The sequence below is a fragment of the Burkholderia stabilis genome, assembly GCF_001742165.1.
In the GTDB taxonomy this organism is placed as follows: Bacteria; Pseudomonadota; Gammaproteobacteria; order Burkholderiales; family Burkholderiaceae; genus Burkholderia; species Burkholderia stabilis.
The window spans coordinates 344,351-362,387 of the sequence record NZ_CP016443.1; the positions used below are offsets into that span (position 1 = coordinate 344,351).

11 protein-coding genes are annotated in these 18,037 nt (G+C 65.8%); 4 read left to right on the forward strand and 7 right to left on the reverse strand.

Annotation, left to right across the window (positions count from 1 at the left end; genetic code table 11):
• Positions 1 to 100: 100 nt before the first annotated feature.
• Complete coding sequence (locus tag BBJ41_RS19645) at positions 101 to 1,360, reverse strand: oligosaccharide flippase family protein (protein WP_069748015.1); 1,260 nt, start codon at positions 1,358 to 1,360, stop codon at positions 101 to 103.
• Between the two features lie 641 nt (positions 1,361 to 2,001).
• Between BBJ41_RS19645 and BBJ41_RS19650 the strand changes: the two genes are divergently transcribed.
• The gene (locus tag BBJ41_RS19650; protein ID WP_069750270.1) at positions 2,002 to 3,858 is read left to right on the forward strand and encodes a serine aminopeptidase domain-containing protein; all 1,857 of its coding nucleotides are present in this window, start codon (positions 2,002 to 2,004) and stop codon (positions 3,856 to 3,858) included.
• A gap of 139 nt (positions 3,859 to 3,997) precedes the next feature.
• On the opposite strand, the gene BBJ41_RS19655 is transcribed toward BBJ41_RS19650, so the two are convergent.
• Positions 3,998 to 4,534 carry a hypothetical protein gene (locus BBJ41_RS19655; RefSeq protein ID WP_236872106.1) on the reverse strand — a complete coding sequence of 179 codons (537 nt, stop codon included), beginning with the start codon at positions 4,532 to 4,534 and terminating at the stop codon, positions 3,998 to 4,000.
• On the opposite strand from BBJ41_RS19655, the gene BBJ41_RS19660 reads away from it, so the two are divergent.
• The 3 genes from BBJ41_RS19660 to BBJ41_RS19670 are packed head-to-tail and all read left to right on the forward strand — an operon-like array spanning position 4,533 to position 9,473.
• Positions 4,533 to 5,759, forward strand: a complete 1,227-nt coding sequence (locus BBJ41_RS19660; RefSeq protein ID WP_069748017.1) for a polysaccharide biosynthesis/export family protein — start codon at positions 4,533 to 4,535, stop codon at positions 5,757 to 5,759. The two genes, BBJ41_RS19655 and BBJ41_RS19660, sit on opposite strands and share 2 nt — an antisense overlap.
• Positions 5,760 to 5,814: 55 nt before the next feature.
• On the forward strand, positions 5,815 to 8,076 hold the full coding sequence (locus BBJ41_RS19665; RefSeq protein WP_069748018.1) for a polysaccharide biosynthesis tyrosine autokinase: 2,262 nt from the start codon (positions 5,815 to 5,817) through the stop codon (positions 8,074 to 8,076).
• Positions 8,073 to 9,473: an O-antigen polymerase gene (locus BBJ41_RS19670; RefSeq protein WP_069748019.1), complete on the forward strand. Its 1,401-nt coding sequence runs from the start codon at positions 8,073 to 8,075 to the stop codon at positions 9,471 to 9,473. Before BBJ41_RS19665 ends, BBJ41_RS19670 begins: the two co-directional genes overlap by 4 nt.
• 340 nt (positions 9,474 to 9,813) lie before the next feature.
• Here the strand turns inward: BBJ41_RS19670 and BBJ41_RS19675 are convergent, their stop codons facing one another.
• The 5 genes from BBJ41_RS19675 to BBJ41_RS19695 form a co-directional block, all read right to left on the reverse strand.
• Positions 9,814 to 10,866, reverse strand: coding sequence for an acyltransferase family protein (locus BBJ41_RS19675; protein ID WP_069748020.1), 1,053 nt, complete (start codon positions 10,864 to 10,866; stop codon positions 9,814 to 9,816).
• Between the two features lie 139 nt (positions 10,867 to 11,005).
• Entirely contained in the window at positions 11,006 to 13,708 is a 2,703-nt protein-coding gene (locus BBJ41_RS19680; protein ID WP_069748021.1) for a GMC oxidoreductase, read from the reverse strand.
• Between the two features lie 158 nt (positions 13,709 to 13,866).
• Positions 13,867 to 14,946, reverse strand: coding sequence for a glycosyltransferase family 4 protein (locus tag BBJ41_RS19685; protein ID WP_069748022.1), 1,080 nt, complete (start codon positions 14,944 to 14,946; stop codon positions 13,867 to 13,869).
• Between the two features lie 21 nt (positions 14,947 to 14,967).
• On the reverse strand, positions 14,968 to 16,122 hold the full coding sequence (locus BBJ41_RS19690; RefSeq protein WP_069748023.1) for a glycosyltransferase: 1,155 nt from the start codon (positions 16,120 to 16,122) through the stop codon (positions 14,968 to 14,970).
• A 408-nt stretch (positions 16,123 to 16,530) separates the two neighbouring features.
• Positions 16,531 to 17,613, reverse strand: coding sequence for a glycosyltransferase family 2 protein (locus BBJ41_RS19695; protein ID WP_069748024.1), 1,083 nt, complete (start codon positions 17,611 to 17,613; stop codon positions 16,531 to 16,533).
• Between the last annotated feature and the right edge of the window lie 424 nt (positions 17,614 to 18,037).

Genomic DNA, 18,037 nt, shown 5'->3' on the forward strand with positions numbered 1-18,037 from the left:
GTGTTTGGCAGGGTAAGAAGTACCTGCGTAGAGGGGCTCGCGTGGGGGAAGGAGGGGAGGCTCGTTGTGTGCGCATCGAAACCGGGGCGCGATGTGCCCGCTAGCTGCGCCGCGCGACCGGGCTGCCCGGTAGCGGAATGCCGGCCCGATAGACGACGGTCGCGAGCGCGGCCGCGACCGCCGCCTCGGCCAGCAGCACGGCCGCCGCCGCGCCCAGTTCGGCGAAATACTTGGCAAGCACGGGCACCAGCACGATGTTCAGGATGCCGGACGACATCAGGATCCGCGTGAATGCCGTTTTCATGCCGAGCGGCAGCATCGTCTGAACGCCGAACATGTCGGTCATGCCGGCCATGAACGGAATGAATGCCATCCAGCGCAGCACGTGCACCGTCGGTTCGTACGCCGGGCCGTACAGCACGCGCACGGCCAGCGGCGCACCGAAGAAAATCGCGAGCGAGATACCGAGCACCATCGCGACCTGCACGACGAACAGCTTGCGCAGGAACGAGAATGCATCGCTGCGCGCGTGCCGCATCAGGTAGCTGATGCGCGGATAGGTCGCGGCCTTCAGCGGCTGGAGCATGCTGAGTGCCGCGCGGATCAGCTTGTCGCCGGCGGCGAAGTAGCCGGCCGCGACGTTGCCCGACACGAAGCCGAGCAGCACGGTATTGGTCGACGCATAGAAAGCGATCGAAGTCGATGCGAGAAACACCTGCCAGCCGCCTTTCAGCGATTCGGTGATGTCGGCGACGCCGACGCGGACGAATTCGATTTCGCGATGGCGATACAGATAGCCGGCCAGCGCGATCGCCGACAGGACCGGGACGGCAGCATTGACGATCATCGCGCGATCGATGTCCGCCGGGCTGTGCACGAGCGCGAACATCGCGGGCAGGCTCAGCATACGACCGACGAACAGGATCAGGCTGAGCGCGCGCAGCTTTTCCATGCCCTGGAAATACCAGCCGGGCGTGAACGCGCCGCCGGCCACCATGCCGAAACCGATCAGCAGCAGATCGCGGTCTTCGCCGAAGCGGCCGATCAGGAAAGTCAGAAGGACCAACACGACGAAACAGACGGCGGCGATGCCGATCTGCGCATACAGCGTCGCCCAGAAGATACGTGAGCGTTCGGTGCGATCGTCGCGGGCGAGCGCGATGCGCGGGGTCGCGGTGAGGTCGAAGCTGTAGCTCGTGCAGTTGGTGAGGTAGGCGATGACCGCGAGCGAGAACGCGAGCTGACCGTAGCCTTCCGGGCCCAGTGCGTGCGTAAGCAGCGGCGCGATCAGCAGCGGCACTGCATACATCGAAATCTGCAGGGTCAGCAGCAGCAGGAAGTTCTTCTTGAGGTTTGACATTCGCTCGATCGGCGCCGAGGGGCATCACATGGCGACCGGTGCAGGCCGCGTGGCGGGGCGCGGCCGGTCGGCGCTGACCCGGCTGCCTGGATTCGTGGGTCGCTCCGTCGCGCGCCGGTTTGATTCGGCGATGCCGGACACGGCCACATCGTATGACGGCCATGATACGGACCGTGCAAGCGGGCATTGTTCGCGAGCCTACCGTTCGCGGCTTCCCGCAGTACGGATGGAGCGAATCGCGACACGGCGAGCCGCGTTGCATCGTCGCAGTGGTGAATGCATTTGTAAGCTGGCGCACCGAAGGCCGGTCGGTCCGAATGATCTAATCGAATGCACCGGGTCGTCCGAGGCGGGCCTGCCGCCAGCGAGTCCGATCGGGCCGCACGCGGGCGAACCGGGTACAACGCGACGAATTCCATGATCGCGGACTGGCGCGCGCGAGGGTGCGCGGCCGGTCCGGGCGCGGGGCAGTGCGGTGCACGGAACACGGCGAGCGGGCCGCGCAGGGGCGCGGCGATTTTCGCGGCCGGGTGAGCGTGCGTTCGCCGGTGCGTCGCGTGATCGCGCTGCCGCGCATGCCGGTGAACCCGCCGGCGCACGGGCGTGCATTCGATAACAAATACCGATCCGAGGAGTACCGAGTGAAGCCGATAGCGTTCACTGGCTGCATGGGGTGGTTGCACGAAGGACAGACGGGACAGGGCGTGATCCTGTGCGAATCGCTGGGCCATGAGGCCACGTGGACGCACAAGCTCACGCGCGCGATCGCGGAGCGTCTCGTGCACGAGGGCGTCACCGTGTTGCGATTCAACTATCCGTGCGCGGGGGATTCGGCGGGCGACGATCGCGACGCCGGGCGGTACGAGGCCTGTGTCGACAGTATTCGCCAGGCGATCGACCTGCTGCGCGACGAAGCCGGCGTGACCGCGCTGACGCTCGTCGGCATTCGCGCGGGGGCGATGTTCGCGATGCTGGCCGCGACGGGCACGGGTTCGTCTACCGTGCCGCGCGTCGACGCGATGGTGGCGCTTTCGCCGGCCGTGCGCGGCCGTTCATATCTGCGCGAACTGTCGTTCGTTCACCGCCAGTGGCTCGACACGGCGCCGCCGGCGATCCGTCTCGCGCAACGGGACGAGCCGTGCGTGAACGTGCTCGGGCACCGGTTCCCGGCCGATCTCGTCGATGCGCTGAAGGCAACCGATCTGTGCGATGTCGTGCGCGATGCGCCGACGCTGCCTGCTTCGATGCTGCTGCTCCAGCCGGAGCAGGGCGACGGCCCCGCGTTGCGCGACGCATTGCTCGCGCGCGGCGTGGACGTGACATGCGATCCCTTCCGGGAATGGCCGACGACGATGCTCGACGGCACGCGCTCGCGCCTTCCGCGGGCGGCGATCGATACGCTGGTGCACTGGATTGTCGAACGCGCGCCGCGTTTGGCGGGGGCCGCCGAAACCGGGTCGCGTGCGGATCCTGCATGGAACGGCGAGCCAGCCGCCGCGCTCGACATGAACGACATGACCGAGCAGGTCGTCGCGGTCGGCCCCAACCGGCTGGCCGGCGTGCTGTGTCGTCCCGCCGGAGCGACGCCGTCAGTACCGGCCAGCCCGGCGCTCGTGATCGCGAATACGTCGACGAATCCGCGCAGCGGCGAAGGGCGCTTCGGCGTGCGCCTCGCGCGCGCAATGGCGCGGGTCGGAGTGACGACGCTGCGGATCGACGTAACCGGTATCGGCGACAGCGGGCCTGCCGCGGAGGACGACCAGTCGGGTGTCGTTTATTCGACGCAGGCGATCGACGACGTCGCGGCGGCTGCCGACTGGCTGCGCGCGCTCGGCCACGCGGACGTCATCGCGGCCGGCGTCTGTTCTGGCGCATATGCGGCGTTGCATGCGGCGGTGAAGACGCCGTCGCTCGGCGGCGTGATCGCGATCAATCTCGCGCGTTTCGTTTGGCCGGCCGGGCTCACGCTCGAAGCGGTGCAGAAGCAGCGTAACAACTCCGTTCGCGGCTACTGGCTGTCGGTGCGCGAATGGCGCAGGTGGAAGCGGCTCATCCGCGAGCGCCGCGACCTGCGGCCGATCCTGCGCGCGGTGGCGGCGAACGGCATCGCGCGCATCAGCGTGCCCGCGATGGAGGCGGCCGCGCGCATCGGCTGGAAACCGCGCGTCGGCACGCCGCGCGGCGTGATGCACGCACTCGCGCAGCGCAACGTGTGGACGCTGCTCGTATATGGCTCGGTCGATCCCGGCATTGACGACGTCCGGCGTCACTTCGGGGCGGTGGAGCGAGCCTTCCGGCGCTCTCGTCACGTCCGCATGCATTTGATGCCGCAGATCGATCACGCGCTGTACGGCGCTGCGGGGACGGATGCCGTCATCGATCTGTGCATGCGGGCGTTGAGCGGCGATTCGGACCGGGCGGCTACTCGCGTGGCCGATCCGGTCGCGCCCGACGCAGCAGGGCAACCGTACGCGAAGGTGTCGGTCGGCCGTTCGTGATGCGTGTGATGCGCGTTGCGTCGTGGTCGTGCGTTTCGGGGAGCGATCCCCGTTGCGGATGAAGATCGGCGTTCGGTGAGGTCGCTCACAGACGCGCCGTTCGTGGTGGTGTCCAATCCTGTGGCACAGGCGGGCTGTGTCAGTCCGGATCGTTCGGCTGTACGTAGGGTGATGTTGCGTAGGGCGACGCGTACAACGTATCGCTGCTCCAGCCGTCGGCGGCAGCACTGGCCGCTGGCGCACGATGCGGTCGGCTCGGCACGAGCGGTCGGCGCAGCGTGCGGTGCGAGCGCGAATCGGGTTCGGCGGCGACAAGGCTGCCGGGGCGCGCGAAGGCCGATGCAGAAACGTCGGATGCCGCTGTTGCAACGGCCGCGCTTGCCGGCGGGATTTGCGCCGAACGCTGCCGAGGTGGCGGTGCGAGCGACGGTGACGACGCGAAGACCGGCGCGTCGGCCGAATCGGCGGGCAGGGATTGCGCACCGGCGGCACAGGCAAAGCCGGCCGACAGGATGACGAGCGACGCAAGTGACGAATGGCAGTTCATGACGAATCGTACCGAGTGAATTGCGGTGAAGAGGGCGGAGCGGCACCGCGATGCGAGCCGCGCCGGCAAGCGTAATACCGGAATCCGCCGCGTTCGGCGGGTTACCGCACAGTTTCGGAAGGACATCATGTCAACCACCACGCAACAAGAATCGACGTTCGGGATGGCGCGGCGACGCGCGGCCGGCGTTTGCCGCTCGCCGTGGCTGTCGCGCGTGGCGCTGGCGGCAGCCGTGTGTGCGCTGAGCGCGTGTGCGTTCTCGCCGGGCATGACGTATCGCGCGCCGGCCGATCACGACGCGAATGCACGCGTGAGTGCCGACGCATCGGGCGCGGGTGGCCTCGATGGCGTACAGAACGTATCGAACGAGCAACTGATCGAGATCACGCCCGCGTTCGTCGAGCAACAGCATGCGGCGCGACCGGCCAACGTCGATGCGGAAATCCGGCAACTGTTCGGCAAGCCGGCGCCGTACGTGATCGGCGCCGGCGATGTGCTGAGCATCGTCGTGTGGGACCACCCCGAGCTGAACCTTCCGGTCACGCAGACGACGGGCGGCGCGGATGCCGTCGGCGCGAACTCCGTGGCGACCGGCTACACGGTCGACGCCGGCGGCAACGTGCAGTTCGCGTACGCGGGCCTCGTGCATGTGGCCGGGTTGACCGAGGCGCAGGCGCGCGCGACATTGACGAGACAGCTCGGCGAATACGTGCGCAAGCCGCAGATCGCGCTGCGTATCCAGGCGTATCGCAGCAAGCGCGTCTACCTCGATGGCGAAGTGCGCACGCCGGGGTTGCAGATCGTCAACGACATGCCGATGACGCTGCCCGAGGCGATCGACCGCGCGGGCGGCTTCACCGCGACGGCCGACCGCTCGCAGGTCGTGGTGACGCGCGGCGACAAGACCGTGAACGTGAGCCTGCCGGCGATGCTCGCCGCGGGCGTCAACCCGTCGAACATCCTGCTGCGCGACGGCGATCTCGTGCGCGTGCGTGCCGCGAGCGACGCCAAGGTGTTCGTGCTCGGCGAGGTGTCGCGTCCGGCGACGCTGACGTTGACCGACGGCCGGATGAGCCTCGGCGAAGCGCTCGGCGACACCGGCGGCGTGAGCCAGTACACGTCGGACGCGCGGCAGGTGTACGTGGTGCGCCGCGGGCCCGGCAATCGCCCGCAGGTCTATCACCTCGACGGCAGTTCGCCGGCGTCGTTCGCGCTGGCCGAGCAGTTCCCGCTCGAGCGCCGCGACGTCGTGTTCGTCGATGCGTCGTCGCTGGTCCGCTGGAGCCGTGTCGTGAACCTGCTGATTCCGTCGTCCGCGCAGGGCGCGCTGACGGCCAAAGCCATTTCGCCGTGAACCTCGTGACGGATTTCGCGATCGCGATTCGTCGCGCCTACGGGACTGATGCCGTATGACCACTCTGACTCTGCCTGACCCGCACGACGGACCCGCGTTGCGGCCGTCCCATCCGTTTCGCCGCTACTGGAGCATGCTCTATGGCGGCCGTCGGTTGATCCTGTGCACGACGCTCGCGGGCGCGTTCGTCGGGGCGGTGTATGCGCTGTGCGCGCATCCCGTCTACCGGACCGACATCCTGTTTCAGGTCGAGCAGAGCCCGACCGAGTCGAAGCCGACGTCGCCGTCGGGCGACCCGTCGTCGGTGTTCGACCTGAAGACGGACGCGTCGACCGAGATCGAGGTGCTGAAGTCTCGCGCGGTGCTGGCCCGCGCGGTCGACAGCACCAATCTCACCGTCGATGCGCAGCCACATTACCTGCCGATCGTCGGCTGGCGGCTCGTGAACGCGGCCGACGGGCTGTCGTCGCCGCTGCCGGGCGGTTACGTGTATGGCACGGAACGCATCGACGTGCCGAGCTTCGACGTGCCGAAGCGGCTGCTCGGCAAGCGTTTCGCGCTCGTCGTGGGCAACGACGGCGCCTATACGCTGCAGCGCACGGGTTTCTTCGGCAGAACCGGCCCCGTCTGGCAGGGCCGGATCGGCCAGCCGTTGCAGGTCGAGACGCCGCAGGGGCCGATCAACGTGTTCGTGCGCGACGTGGCCGGCATGCCCGGCGCCCGCTTCGACCTGACGCGCTACGGCGACGAGGAAGCGACCGCGTGGCTGCAGAAGAACGCGCTGATTTCCGAGCGAGGCAAGCAGTCGAACATGATCGGCGTGACGCTCGACGGCACCGATCCCGCGCACGACAGCCGCGTGCTGAACGCGATCGGCGACGCATACCTTGCGCAGAACACGCAGCGCAAGTCCGAGGCGGCCGACAAGCTGATCCGCTTCATGGATGCGCAGCTGCCGCAGTTGAAGTCACAGCTCGAAAACGCGGAGAACCGCTTCAACGCATTCCGCGCGTCGCACGGCACGGTCAACACGAGCGACGAGGCGCTGGCGCTCCGGCAGCAGTCGGTAGACATCGAGACGCGCGTGCAGACGCTCCAGCAGCGGCGCGAGGAATTGCTGACGCGCTTCATGCCCAAGCACCCGGCAGTCGTGGCGGTCGACGCGCAGCTCGGCGACGCGCAGCGTTCGCTCGACATGGTGCGCAAGCAGATCCAGCAGTTGCCGACCGTCGAGCAGGGCGTGCTGCAACTGCAACGCGACGTCGCGGTTGACACCGCGCTCTACACGAACCTGCTCAACACGCGCCAGCAGATGCTGCTCGCGCGGGCCAGCAAGACCGGCACCGTGCGGATCGTCGATGCGGCGAAGGTCGCGGAGATGCCGGTCGGCCCGCATCGCGGCGTGGCCGTGATCGCGCTGCTGCTGGTCGGCATGCTGGCGGGCGCCGGGTTCGTGGTCGTCCGGCAGCGTATCGTGGGCACGATCGGCGACGCTGAGGAAATCGAATGGTCGACGGGGGTGCCGGTCCTCGCGACGGTACCGCACAGCCCGGCGACGGCGCACGCCGAGCCGCATGCGAAAGCCGGGCGGCGCGATGCGCGCCAGCCGGTGCCGCAGGACGCGGCGCTCGAAAGCCTGCGCAATTTCCGCGCGGCGCTGCAGTTGTCGATGCCGGACGCACCGAACCGGGTGGTCCTGATTTCCGGGCCCACGACGGGAGTCGGAAAATCGTTTGTTGCCGCGAATCTCGCCTCGCTGGTCGGCGCCGCGAAGCGGCGAGTGCTGTTGATCGATGCCGATCTGCGCAAGGGGTCGTTGCACGAGCGGTTCCGTTACAGCCGCGCGCCCGGTCTGTCGGATGTCGTTGCGGGCACCCACGGGCTCGACGAGGCGATCAAGCGCGACGTGGCGCCTGGCCTCGATTTCATGGCGATGGGCAATGTCGTGCCCGATCCGGGCGAATTGCTGTTGCAACCCGCGCTCGCGGAGATGATCGAGCGTGTCGCATCGCGCTACGACCTCGTCATGATCGACGGCCCGCCGCTGCTGCCGGTAGCCGACGCGCTGATACTCGGGCGCCTGGCGGGCACCGTGTTCCTCGTCGCGCGCAGCGGCGTGACGACGCTGACGGCGCTCGACGAGAGCGCACGACGGCTCGAGCACGCGCATATCGATGTCCGCGGCGTGATCCTGAACGACTACAAGGGATCGCCGGGGCGCTACGACTACGATTATTCGGACACGAACACGCATCAGGCCGCGTCGGGATACACGGGGGTGATGGCGTCGGGGCAACGGGTGGAACGCGTTTCATGAACAAGCGAGCGGCGGGCGACGTCGGGCTGCGACAGCGTGCGGCGACGGCGCGCGCGCGCCGCGCGACGGGCAGTTACACGGGCTACTGGTGGGAGGACCCCGCACGCCTCGTGCTGATCTTCATCCTGCCGTTGTACGGGATGCTGTCGATCAGCCTGTTGGGCGACCAGAAATCGATTGCGCGGATTTATTTCGACGGCTACTACGCGTTCGTCGGCGCGCTGTTCCTGCTGGTCGTCATGGCGGCGGCGTGGTTCGCGACGACCGAGGCGGAATCGCGGGCGAGGCCCGCGGCAGCTCCGGTGGCGCTGTCGCCGCGCGTGCTCGATTTCGTGTTCGCGCTGGCGCTGTTCGGAAATCTCGTGATGCTGAGCAGCATCATCGCGCGACCGGCATTGTTGCTCGCATTCCTGCATGGCGAGGCCAACGCGTACGACATGCTCGAGCAGATCGGACGCATCACGGGCCTGAGCTCGTTTACGCAGGCGACGGCGCCGTTCGTCGCGTTCTACTTCTACGTGTTCAGGACGCCGGTGAAGGGGCTGAACCGTTACAAGGTATACCTGGCGGTGCTCGCGGTGCTGACGCTGCTGCGCAGCTTCCTGTTCGCGGAGCGGCTCGCACTGATCGAGATGGTGATGCCGTTCGCGCTCATGGTCGTACGGTTCCGGCTGGGCGGCCGGTATGCGCGGCTGCTGACGCTCGGGCCGTACGCGGCGATTCCGTTGCTGTTCGGGCTGTTCATCGCGAACGAGTACAACCGTTCGTGGGAAGCCTATTACGTCAACATCTACGACAACGTCTTCGACTTCGCGCTCGAGCGTCTCGGCCTGTATTACTCGACGTCGCTGAACAACGGCGCCGGGATACTGAGCGTGCTCGGATGGAGTCACGGCAATCCGATGTTCACGTTCGACTGGCTTCTGCGCTTTCCCGGGATCGGTGCAATGCTGCAGCCGTGGCTCGATTCGAGCGACAGCGTCAACTTGTTCCTGAACAGCTACGCCGACCCGGAATTCAACAATCCGTCGGGGATCTTCGTCTACTTCTACGAGTGGGGCTGGTTCGGTCTTCTCGATGCGGTCGTGCTCGGCTGGATGCTCGGCCGCAGTTATGCCGGCTGGCGAAGCGGGAGCGGGTTCTGGTGCTGCGCGCATGCGGTGCTTTTCGTGTCGCTGATGGAGATACTCCGAACGCCGAACCTGTTCAGCGGACGGAATTTCGTGCCGCTCGTGCTGCCGGTCATCATATTCCGCTGGTTTGCGACGCGGCCGGCGCGTGTTTCGCCGGTCGCCGGGCGTGCTGTGCCCGGCGACGCGAGAATCGGCAGCGCGGGCCGACGGTTCAGCCGTGCGGCGACCGGGCAATCGGTTCGCGGCGAGCCGGATCTCGGCTGAGTCGATTGTCAACCCGGCCGGTGGTGTTTCGCGGACCGGAATCCATTCGGTGACGAGATTGAAATTGCGGAACGTCCGCGTGTCGATACGGATCGGACATGCGCCGCGTAGCGCAGCAGCCTGACCGCGACTCCACCGCGTGGCATCGTCAAGCTGTCCGGAGTGGTGCAGGCAGCACCATAGACGCGCGTTCCATGCATCGTGTCGAACCGATGGCCATCCCGGAGCGTTACGTCACAAGCTTTCGATCAAGACGCCCGGTGCCGAAAGGTTTCGGCGCGCAGCGCGAATCGGGCGCTGCCAAATCCGCCGAACCGGCATCGGATCGTCTCGAAGAAGCTCACGCGGCACGCGGGCGCGCGACCGTCAGGCGCTCGGGCCATGCCGGAAAGCCGGCGATGCGTGTGAGGCCCGTACGCAATGCGACCAGATAGACGGCCATCGGAATCGCGACGCCGGCCAGCGTGCCGAGTGCGAGATGCGCCGCGAGACTGGTGACGCCCATGCGCATCAGCACGATGCGCGCGCCTGCCATCACGAAAATGTGCATCAGATAGATCGGCATCGACGCGCATCCGATCGACGCGAGCCACGCAGCCCGTGCGGGTTGCGACGCGTACCGATGCGCGAGTTGCAGTGCCAGCACGATGCCTGCGAACGCGGCCGGGACGGCCCAGATGCTCGTTGCGCTGCCGAAGCCATGCGCGAACACGATCGCCACAACGAACGCCGCCGCCGTCGCCGCGCACGCGGTCGGCCCGCTGTTGCGCTCGAGCCAGCCTGGCAGCGCCTGCGACGCGAGGATGCCGGCCACGAAAAACGGCACGTTCATCAGCGTCGTCGACAGGATGCCCCACTGCGTCGCCGCACCGAGCACCAGGCCGACCGCTGCTCCGCCGGCGAGCCGGCGGCGCGCACGTGCGGGCATGGGCGTGCGCGTCATGTCAGGCATGCCGGACGCCAGCGCCCACGCGCCGATCATGCAGAGCATCAGCGCATACAGAAACCAGAACTGTGCGAACGGCCGCCAGCCGATCGCCAGCAGGTCGCCGGGCGTAAACGGATGATTGGTGCCGTGCGACGACATTGCGATCTGCACGCCGCCCTGCAGGATCGACCACAGCAGGTACGGGTACACGATCGTCGTGACCTTCGACCACAGGAAACCTTGCCGCGCGCGGCGCAGCGAACTGCAGACGTGCAGTCCGGACAGAAAGAAGAACAACGGCATGTGGAACGTATAGATCACATAGTCGTTCCATGCGAATACGGCATCGGCCGTGCCGGCTGGCACGAGTCCCGCGGAGACGACTCCGCGCAGCACGTGCCCGTAGACGACAAGAATGATCCCCGCGCCACGGGCGACGTCGAGGCTGGCTTCGCGTGTAGTCATGGGAGGAGAGGGCGACCGGCCGGTGGGGCCGGGCGCCTGAAGTGATTGAGGAAGAATCGCTTCACTCTAGGGAGGAGCGGTGAGCTCGACAGTGCGCTGGGCGACAGTTGGCCGGGCGCGGGCTTGCCGTGCGTCGCCGTCAGCCGTCGCGATCGAGGACGAAACCCGTCGATCGCAACTTGCTGTCGTCGAGACGGAAGAATCCCATCGGATAACGCTTCCCGACACGCTTTCCGACTGCCAGGCTCTTCAGCGCATCGGCGAGTAAAGGCACGTGGATCTGCTTGCGTCCCGCGCGCCGGTAGATGTCGTTGTAAGTCGGCGAATGCGTATCGGCGACATTGAACGCGTCGATGCCGTCGCGGCGGCCGTTGTCGGTCGCCAGGGCGAGCAGATGCACGATCGCCCTGGCGACGTTGCGCGGCGAAATGTAGTGACTGTTGCGGTACAGCACGAAGAACCGCTTCTTCCTGCTCCAGTTCAACGACGCTTCGAGGTGGCCGGGCTGTTGCGAGAAGGCGATGCGATACAGATCGACATGCATGCTGTTCGCGTATCGGGAAAGAACATCCTCGCCGAGCCGCTTGCTTCGCGCGTACTCGCGCATGTCACGCGACTCGAAATACTGCTGCTCGAGCGGCCGGCTCACGTCGAGCAGGGGCGCCGTCTCGGCCACGAGCCGGCTGCGCGGAGAGCCGTAGACCACCATCGAGCTGGCCTGCCCGAAATACCTGACGCCACCGCGGACGCACGCCCGGGCGAAGCGCTCCAGGTTGATCACGTTGGTCGTTTCCATCTGCGGCTGGCCCGGCAGGCTGGCCGCGAGGTGAACCACGGCCGTGACGCCGTCGACCAGTTCGTCGAGCACGTCATCGTCGAGATCGGGATCGGAGAAATCCACGGCGACCCATTCGACACGAGGGTCGGTCGGTACCTTGTGGCGGAATTGCCCGCGGACGCGATAACCGCGCTGGATCAACTGATCGACGACATCCGCGCCAAGATTTCCGGTTGCCCCCGTCACCAGCACGCACTGCGCCGCATCGTTCGCAACGGCAGGTTGCTTCAAGGCCGCCACCCGCTGCGCGACCAGCGTCGATTTCAGATGATCGGCGAGCCTGATCGCGAGCGCCATGATCACCATGGTCGGATTGGCGTGCCCGCTGGTCGGGAAGACCGATGCACCGGCGACGTGAAGGCCGCGAACGCCGTGCACCTGGCAGTTCTCGTCGACGAAGCTGGTTGCCGGATCCCGTCCCATCCGCGTCGTGCCGGCGGTGTGCGCCATGTCGTGCGGCACGATCTTCGACAGATCGCCCGCTGCGATTTCCGGCCAGAGCGAGAAACCGTGCATGCCGGCTGCGCGAAGATCGTCCGCGAGCAATCGTGCGAACGCGAGCACGGCCCGCTTCATCGTGTCGCCGGGCTCCCAGGTCACCCGCGCCAAGGGCAATCCGAGCCTGTCGCATCGATCGGACAGCGTGACGCGATTGTCGGGCACGGACGGTTGCTCGCAGATGACGTCGAGCGCGACTTGCTCGATTTTTCTGCCGGTACCTTTCGTCACGTAGTCGCGGGCGACGAAGTTCGCATCGAGCCGGATCACCGCATCCACGATCAGGCGGCGCAGGCGGCGAGGAATCATCGAACTCCCCACGACGCGCCGGCCGACGAAACTCACGACGACGCCCGAGCGTTGCAGCACGAGGAGCAGATCGGCCAGCGGACGCTTGCTTTGCCGTGTTGCCAACCGTTTCAGCGCGACCACCGGATCGTCGTTCGATATGCGGGTATTTGCGTACACCGCCATATTGGGCAGGCGCTGGTCCTGCTGGACTTCGGCGCGCAGCGCAAGTCCGTGCGAATACATGAAAGCGCGATAGTTTCGCTGCAGCGAAAAGAAGCCGAGCAATGCCGCCGCGGAAGCCTGACTGTCCTGCGAGAACGTGCCGACCGACATGCACGGATGGTCGGTCAAATAGCGCCCGACGACGTCGTGGGCATTCCCGAGCGCATGGCCGTCCGCGTCCCTCGACAGCAGCAGAAGCCTGGCGTTTTCGATCGCGCCGGCGGCCATCACGACATGGCGCGACTGCACGATGCAACGTCGTTTTCCCGACAGCGATGCGGCGATTTCCACGCCCGTCACGCCGTCGACGTCGGTTTTGATCGCGCACACCGTTGCGTTGAACGCGACGGTCACGTCGCGATGCGTTTCGCTTCTGAAGTCCGGGCCGAATCGCATCACGTCGGTCAGGTTGCGATGCGAGCGTGCAAGCTGCCAGAAGAACGACGAAAAATGCTTCATGCGGGCGATGCGTGCCGGTTCCGGCAGCTTCGCGGCCGCCCAGAACGCCGGGCCGTTGACGAGGGGCCCGACGTCGAGCCGTTGCGCCGCACGCTCGATGAAGGGCGCGAGGTCGACGGCGCTGATCGGCCATCCCGAGTTCGGCAGCCAGTCGCGCGACGCAAAATCGAGCGAATCGAACGGCGCCACTTTACCGGCCCAGCCTGCAGTCGAGCCACCCAGTACGCGACACCGGACGCCGAACTTCTGGTTTTCGGACGACCAGAACTTCAATTGATACGCATGGGACGCTTGTCGCGCCTGCTGCAATCCGTCGTCGTCCAGCGATCCGTCGACGTCGACCGCATTGAGCGCTTCGTGGTCGGCCGATTCGTCGAGTCCGCCGCTCTCCAGCAGCAGGAGGGTCAACCCGAGGCCGGACATTTCGCGTGCGATCGTCAGTCCTGCCGCGCCGCCACCGACGATGATCAGGTCAAACGACGCAGGTTCGTCATCGGCTACCGGTTCCGTTTCAAAGTCGATATATCGTGTCATTTCTCGGCATGCCGTTGTCTGGCCTCGGCCATTACGTTGCACAGGGAATGGTGTTTCGGGTCGGTCGCCGCGACGGGCCTCCCGGCGCGCGCAGACGGGAGGTCGCAGGCGGGCGGCCGATCCGGCGCAAGGCAACGCAGGCGGGCCTGCGCGCCGTGCTAAAGGCGATCGAATATCTGCGTCATCAGCTCGGCACTTTTGCTCCAGCGGTATTTCTCCGCATGCAGAGGCCCCCTGCGTCTCAGATCGGCCCTGAGTTCGGCGGAATCCAGCAGGCTTTTCAGTTTTTCCGCGATGTCATCGGACGAATAGGGATCGCAGTAAAGCGCCGCGTCCGCACAGACCTCGGGCAGCGCCGCGGAGCGGCCCACGACGGTCGGGCAACCGTAGCGCATCGCTTCGAGAGGCGGGATGCCGAAGCCTTCGTAGATCGACGGGTAAAGGAAACAGGTCGCATGCTGATACAGCGCCTTCAGCTTTTCGTCGCTGATGTATCCGACGTACTTGATGTTCGGCTCGGCCGCGGTGACGTGGTCCTGCTTTCCGAACACGGCCGTGTTGCGCATGCCGACAATGACGAGATCCACCGACGGATCGCCGATTTGCCGGAATGCCGCAATCAATCGGCCGAAATTCTTGGTGGGGTTCATGCTGCTGACCGCGAGCACGAAGCGATCGGATGTCAGCGCGTGCTCTCGCAGCACACTCGTGTCCGGCTCCAGTGCGTCGAGATGATCCGCACCGAGTGGTACGACGCTGATCTTGTCCGTCGAAACGCCGCAATGATGAGCGAGACGATCCCTCGAGAAGCGGGAGTTGGTCAGCACGCAAGCGGAGGTGCGTGCAAGAATCCAGAACATGATCCGGTACCACACCCGAAAGAGCCGGGAAAAGTGAGCGGGCGTATCGAATACCGCCGCGTCGTGCATGAAGATGATCTGGTTGCCGAGAAAGATGGAACCCGAATTGCCGAGGTTGACGATGCGGCTGCGGCGAGAAAAAAGCGGGAGGACCAGTTGTTCCCAGATCGCGCCTTTGCCGAAACCGACCCGGATCGTCCGGGTGCCGCTCACGGCGACGGCGGGCTGCGGCGGGACGAGTACCGTCACCGGATCGTCGGACTGGAACTCGACCAGGGCGGCGATCAACTCACGCGCGACGCGTTGTACGCCGGTCGTTTTCTGCGTGGTAAACCGACCGTTGTACATGAGTTTTTTCGGATGTTTGAATGCGATCATGTCAGCAATGAAATATCGGAATCAGAACTGGGTCTTGACCTGATCGGCGCCAACCTGCTTGAAGTCGCGCGCATCGGTAGCAGGTTCGACCGGACGTAGTCCGTAGAGCGCATTCCAGCGCCGGAAGATGGCGCTCATCGAGAACCGATAGGTCGCGAGTTGTCTGGCGGCTGCGCCCATTTCCTCGCGGAGTTTCCGGTCGTCACGGAGCATGGTCAGATAACCGGCCATCTCTTCGGTGTTCGACGCGATATATCCGGTCACGCCGTGAATTACCACGTCGCGGTTGCCGACGACGTCCGTCACGACCGCGGGAATGCCGGCCACCTGGGCTTCGATCAGGGCCACCGGCATGCCTTCCCAGCGAGATGTCTGGACGTAGATGTCGAGTTCGGACGTCAGCTCCAGCGCGCGCGTGCGGGTCAGCCAGCCGCTACAGACGACTGCGTGGCGCGCCTCGGGATCCGGGATTTCGTCCCGGTCGCCGCCGATCCAGACGAACGCCATGTCGGGACCGCGCAGCTTGCCCGCAAGCCGGCAAAACGCTTCATGGTTTTTCTGGAACGATGCCCGGCCGCTCATTCCGATCGCGATCTTGCGATCGTCGCGCATCCGGCGTGACGGGATCTCGACCACGTTGACGCCGTTTTCCACCAGCACCGCGGATTTTGCGTGGACCTTGCCCTTGATCTCCATGAGTTCGCTGCGCGAGCAGGCGACGACGGTTCCGCCCAGGCGAGCCGCAATGCGTTCGAAGCTCAAGTAGGCGAACTGCTTCGCACGCGACACGTCGCAACGCAGAAACGAAAGCCCGTGGGGCGAATAAAGGACCCTGGCATTCGGTGCGGCGATCCTCGCGGCTATGCGTCCCAGCACGCCCGCTTTCGACGAATGAAGATGAATCGCGGTGGGGTTGCTGTCGCGAAGGTTCTTGATCAGTTCACGCAAGCTGAGCCAGTCCTTTTTGGGGCTGACCTCACGTGCCATGCTCACGTAGACCAGCTTGACGTCGGGCCGGAACAGCGTTGCAAAATCGACCGGCGTTTCGGATCGGATCGAGTGAAGCACCGTTACGTCGGCGCCGGTTTCCGCCGCGTGGTTGGCGAGATGGGTCAGCATCGAGAGCACACCACCGCCGAACGCTTCGGCAACGTGAACGATTTTTTTCGTGGTCATCGTCGAGTCTGTCTGTTCGATCGCGCCTTCATCCGGTCTCTGTCGAGGCCGGTCGCCGACGAATCGCGAAGTCGCTGGCGAGTCATCCGGTTGAAAGATCCGGCTGAATGCCTATGTATTCCTGATCAATGAATCTGTCGCCCCGCGCTCAACTTTTCGATTCGCTGAAGTTGTCGTGGGGTCTCCCCATCGTCACATGCGAATCACCGATTCGAACATCGAACACCGGCGTTCGGCTATGACGATTCAGACGTGTCCATCGCGCGTTTTTCACGCAAATGCCTGATCGGGTCGGTCCGGACCATTGTGCTGTGCAAGCACGGCGAACTGGGTGCGATGGCTTACATTAGTCGGCGTTGCCCGGGCTGACATTGCACGTGTCGAGGCAAGCACACAGCGAGCGCCGGGTCAGGCCGACGCTTGCCGGTCCGGCCTGCCCGGGCGCGACGTGCCGTTCTGAATGCGGGCGCGAGCAAGCGGGTTGGCGATAAAGCGAATCGCACGGTCGCTGAGCGCCGACGACGGCAGCAGGCATGCGAGCGACAGCGTTGCGACGACGAGTTTCTTGAGCGGGCGCCAGAACGGGTTGCGCAGCACGGTATGCCAGTAGCGTCCCGATTCGGAACGGAACCAGCGCCAGCGGCGCGGGAACGGCGCGCGATACAGCGTGCTCGCAAAGATGGCCTTTTCGATCGCAAAATCGAACGGGGCGTCAGGGAGCGATTCATACAGCCGCGTGTCGGCGAGCGTGCGCAGTGTCGACCAGCGTCGTCCGGCCTTCAGTGCGCCGGTGGCCGCGTCTTCCGCATTTCCGAATGCCAGATCGGCTGTGCCGCGGTCCGCGTCATCGTCGGTACGCGTGTCGAGCCGGTGATGTACGCGATAGCCGCCGAGCGTCGCATCGATCATGTGCACGGCACCGAGCAACGCGATTCCGTAGATCGCGTAGAAATCGGCGCCATGCAGATTGTCGGGCGTGACCGGCACCGGAAAGATGCGCTTGAGCGCGTCGGTGCGATATGCGTTACCCGATGCGGGTGGCGACGGATACAACCAGCCCGCGCGCAGCAAGCGGCCGCAATCGGTGTCGAGGGCCGATTGCGGAATGGTGACGCCCGTCGGTGCGCCGTCCTGCGTAATCACGTCGAGCCGGAAATGCACTTTCACGAAATCGCCGGATGCGAACTCGGCCAACACGCGGGCGGCGGCATCGGCATAGAGCACGTCGTCCGCGTCGAGCAGGATCACGTACGGCGTGGCGACCTGTTCGAGCGCGCGGTTATACGCGGCGACCTGGCCGCGATTCTCCTGGAAGACTGCCGAGATATGCTCGCCGTAAGACCGGATGATGTCGCGCGAATCGTCGGTGGAACCGTCGTCGACCACGAGGACGCGGACGCGTTGCGCGGTTTGCGCGAGCGCGGAATCGATCGCGTCGCGCAGGTATGCGCCGTGGTTGTAGTTGCAGATTGCGATGGTGAGGTCGGTCATGAAGGGATCTCGGGCGAGCAGGTATGGGCGATCCGGATACCTGGCATCGCGTGACGTTGGCCGGCATGACATCGATCGGCAACGAGACGGTCGTGTCGACATTTGCGACTCGGGCAGCAGCTTGCGTGTCGGGCGTCGACGTGGTGCGATCGGCGCCACGGCCTACCTGGCTGCACGCCGATTCCGCCCGGCGATTGCGGCGACGGCCACAGCCATAGCGTGTGTGGATCATGATACGGACCGCGCGTGGCGGCTTTGTTCGCGAGCCTACCGTTCGGGGATTCGGCGCGCGATCGTAGCGGCAATCGGGCATCGCGCGGCTTCGCGTCGTCGTGACGTGGACGGTATGGGTGGGCTGACGCACCGAAGCCCGGCATGGCGGGATGATCTAATCGGACGCACCGCCCGTCGTTCGCTGCGTCGG

Bases quoted from the DNA above. Each gene is read 5' to 3' on its own strand.
- BBJ41_RS19645 (WP_069748015.1), bottom strand. From the start codon at position 1,360: ATGTCAAACCTCAAGAAGAACTTCCTGCTGCTGCTGACCCTGCAGATT.
- BBJ41_RS19660 (WP_069748017.1), top strand. From the start codon at position 4,533: ATGTCAACCACCACGCAACAAGAATCGACGTTCGGGATGGCGCGGCGA.
- BBJ41_RS19655 (WP_236872106.1), bottom strand. From the start codon at position 4,534: ATGATGTCCTTCCGAAACTGTGCGGTAACCCGCCGAACGCGGCGGATT.
- BBJ41_RS19665 (WP_069748018.1), top strand. From the start codon at position 5,815: ATGACCACTCTGACTCTGCCTGACCCGCACGACGGACCCGCGTTGCGG.
- BBJ41_RS19670 (WP_069748019.1), top strand. From the start codon at position 8,073: ATGAACAAGCGAGCGGCGGGCGACGTCGGGCTGCGACAGCGTGCGGCG.
- BBJ41_RS19675 (WP_069748020.1), bottom strand. From the start codon at position 10,866: ATGACTACACGCGAAGCCAGCCTCGACGTCGCCCGTGGCGCGGGGATC.
- BBJ41_RS19680 (WP_069748021.1), bottom strand. From the start codon at position 13,708: ATGACACGATATATCGACTTTGAAACGGAACCGGTAGCCGATGACGAA.
- BBJ41_RS19685 (WP_069748022.1), bottom strand. From the start codon at position 14,946: ATGATCGCATTCAAACATCCGAAAAAACTCATGTACAACGGTCGGTTT.
- BBJ41_RS19690 (WP_069748023.1), bottom strand. From the start codon at position 16,122: ATGACCACGAAAAAAATCGTTCACGTTGCCGAAGCGTTCGGCGGTGGT.
- BBJ41_RS19695 (WP_069748024.1), bottom strand. From the start codon at position 17,613: ATGACCGACCTCACCATCGCAATCTGCAACTACAACCACGGCGCATAC.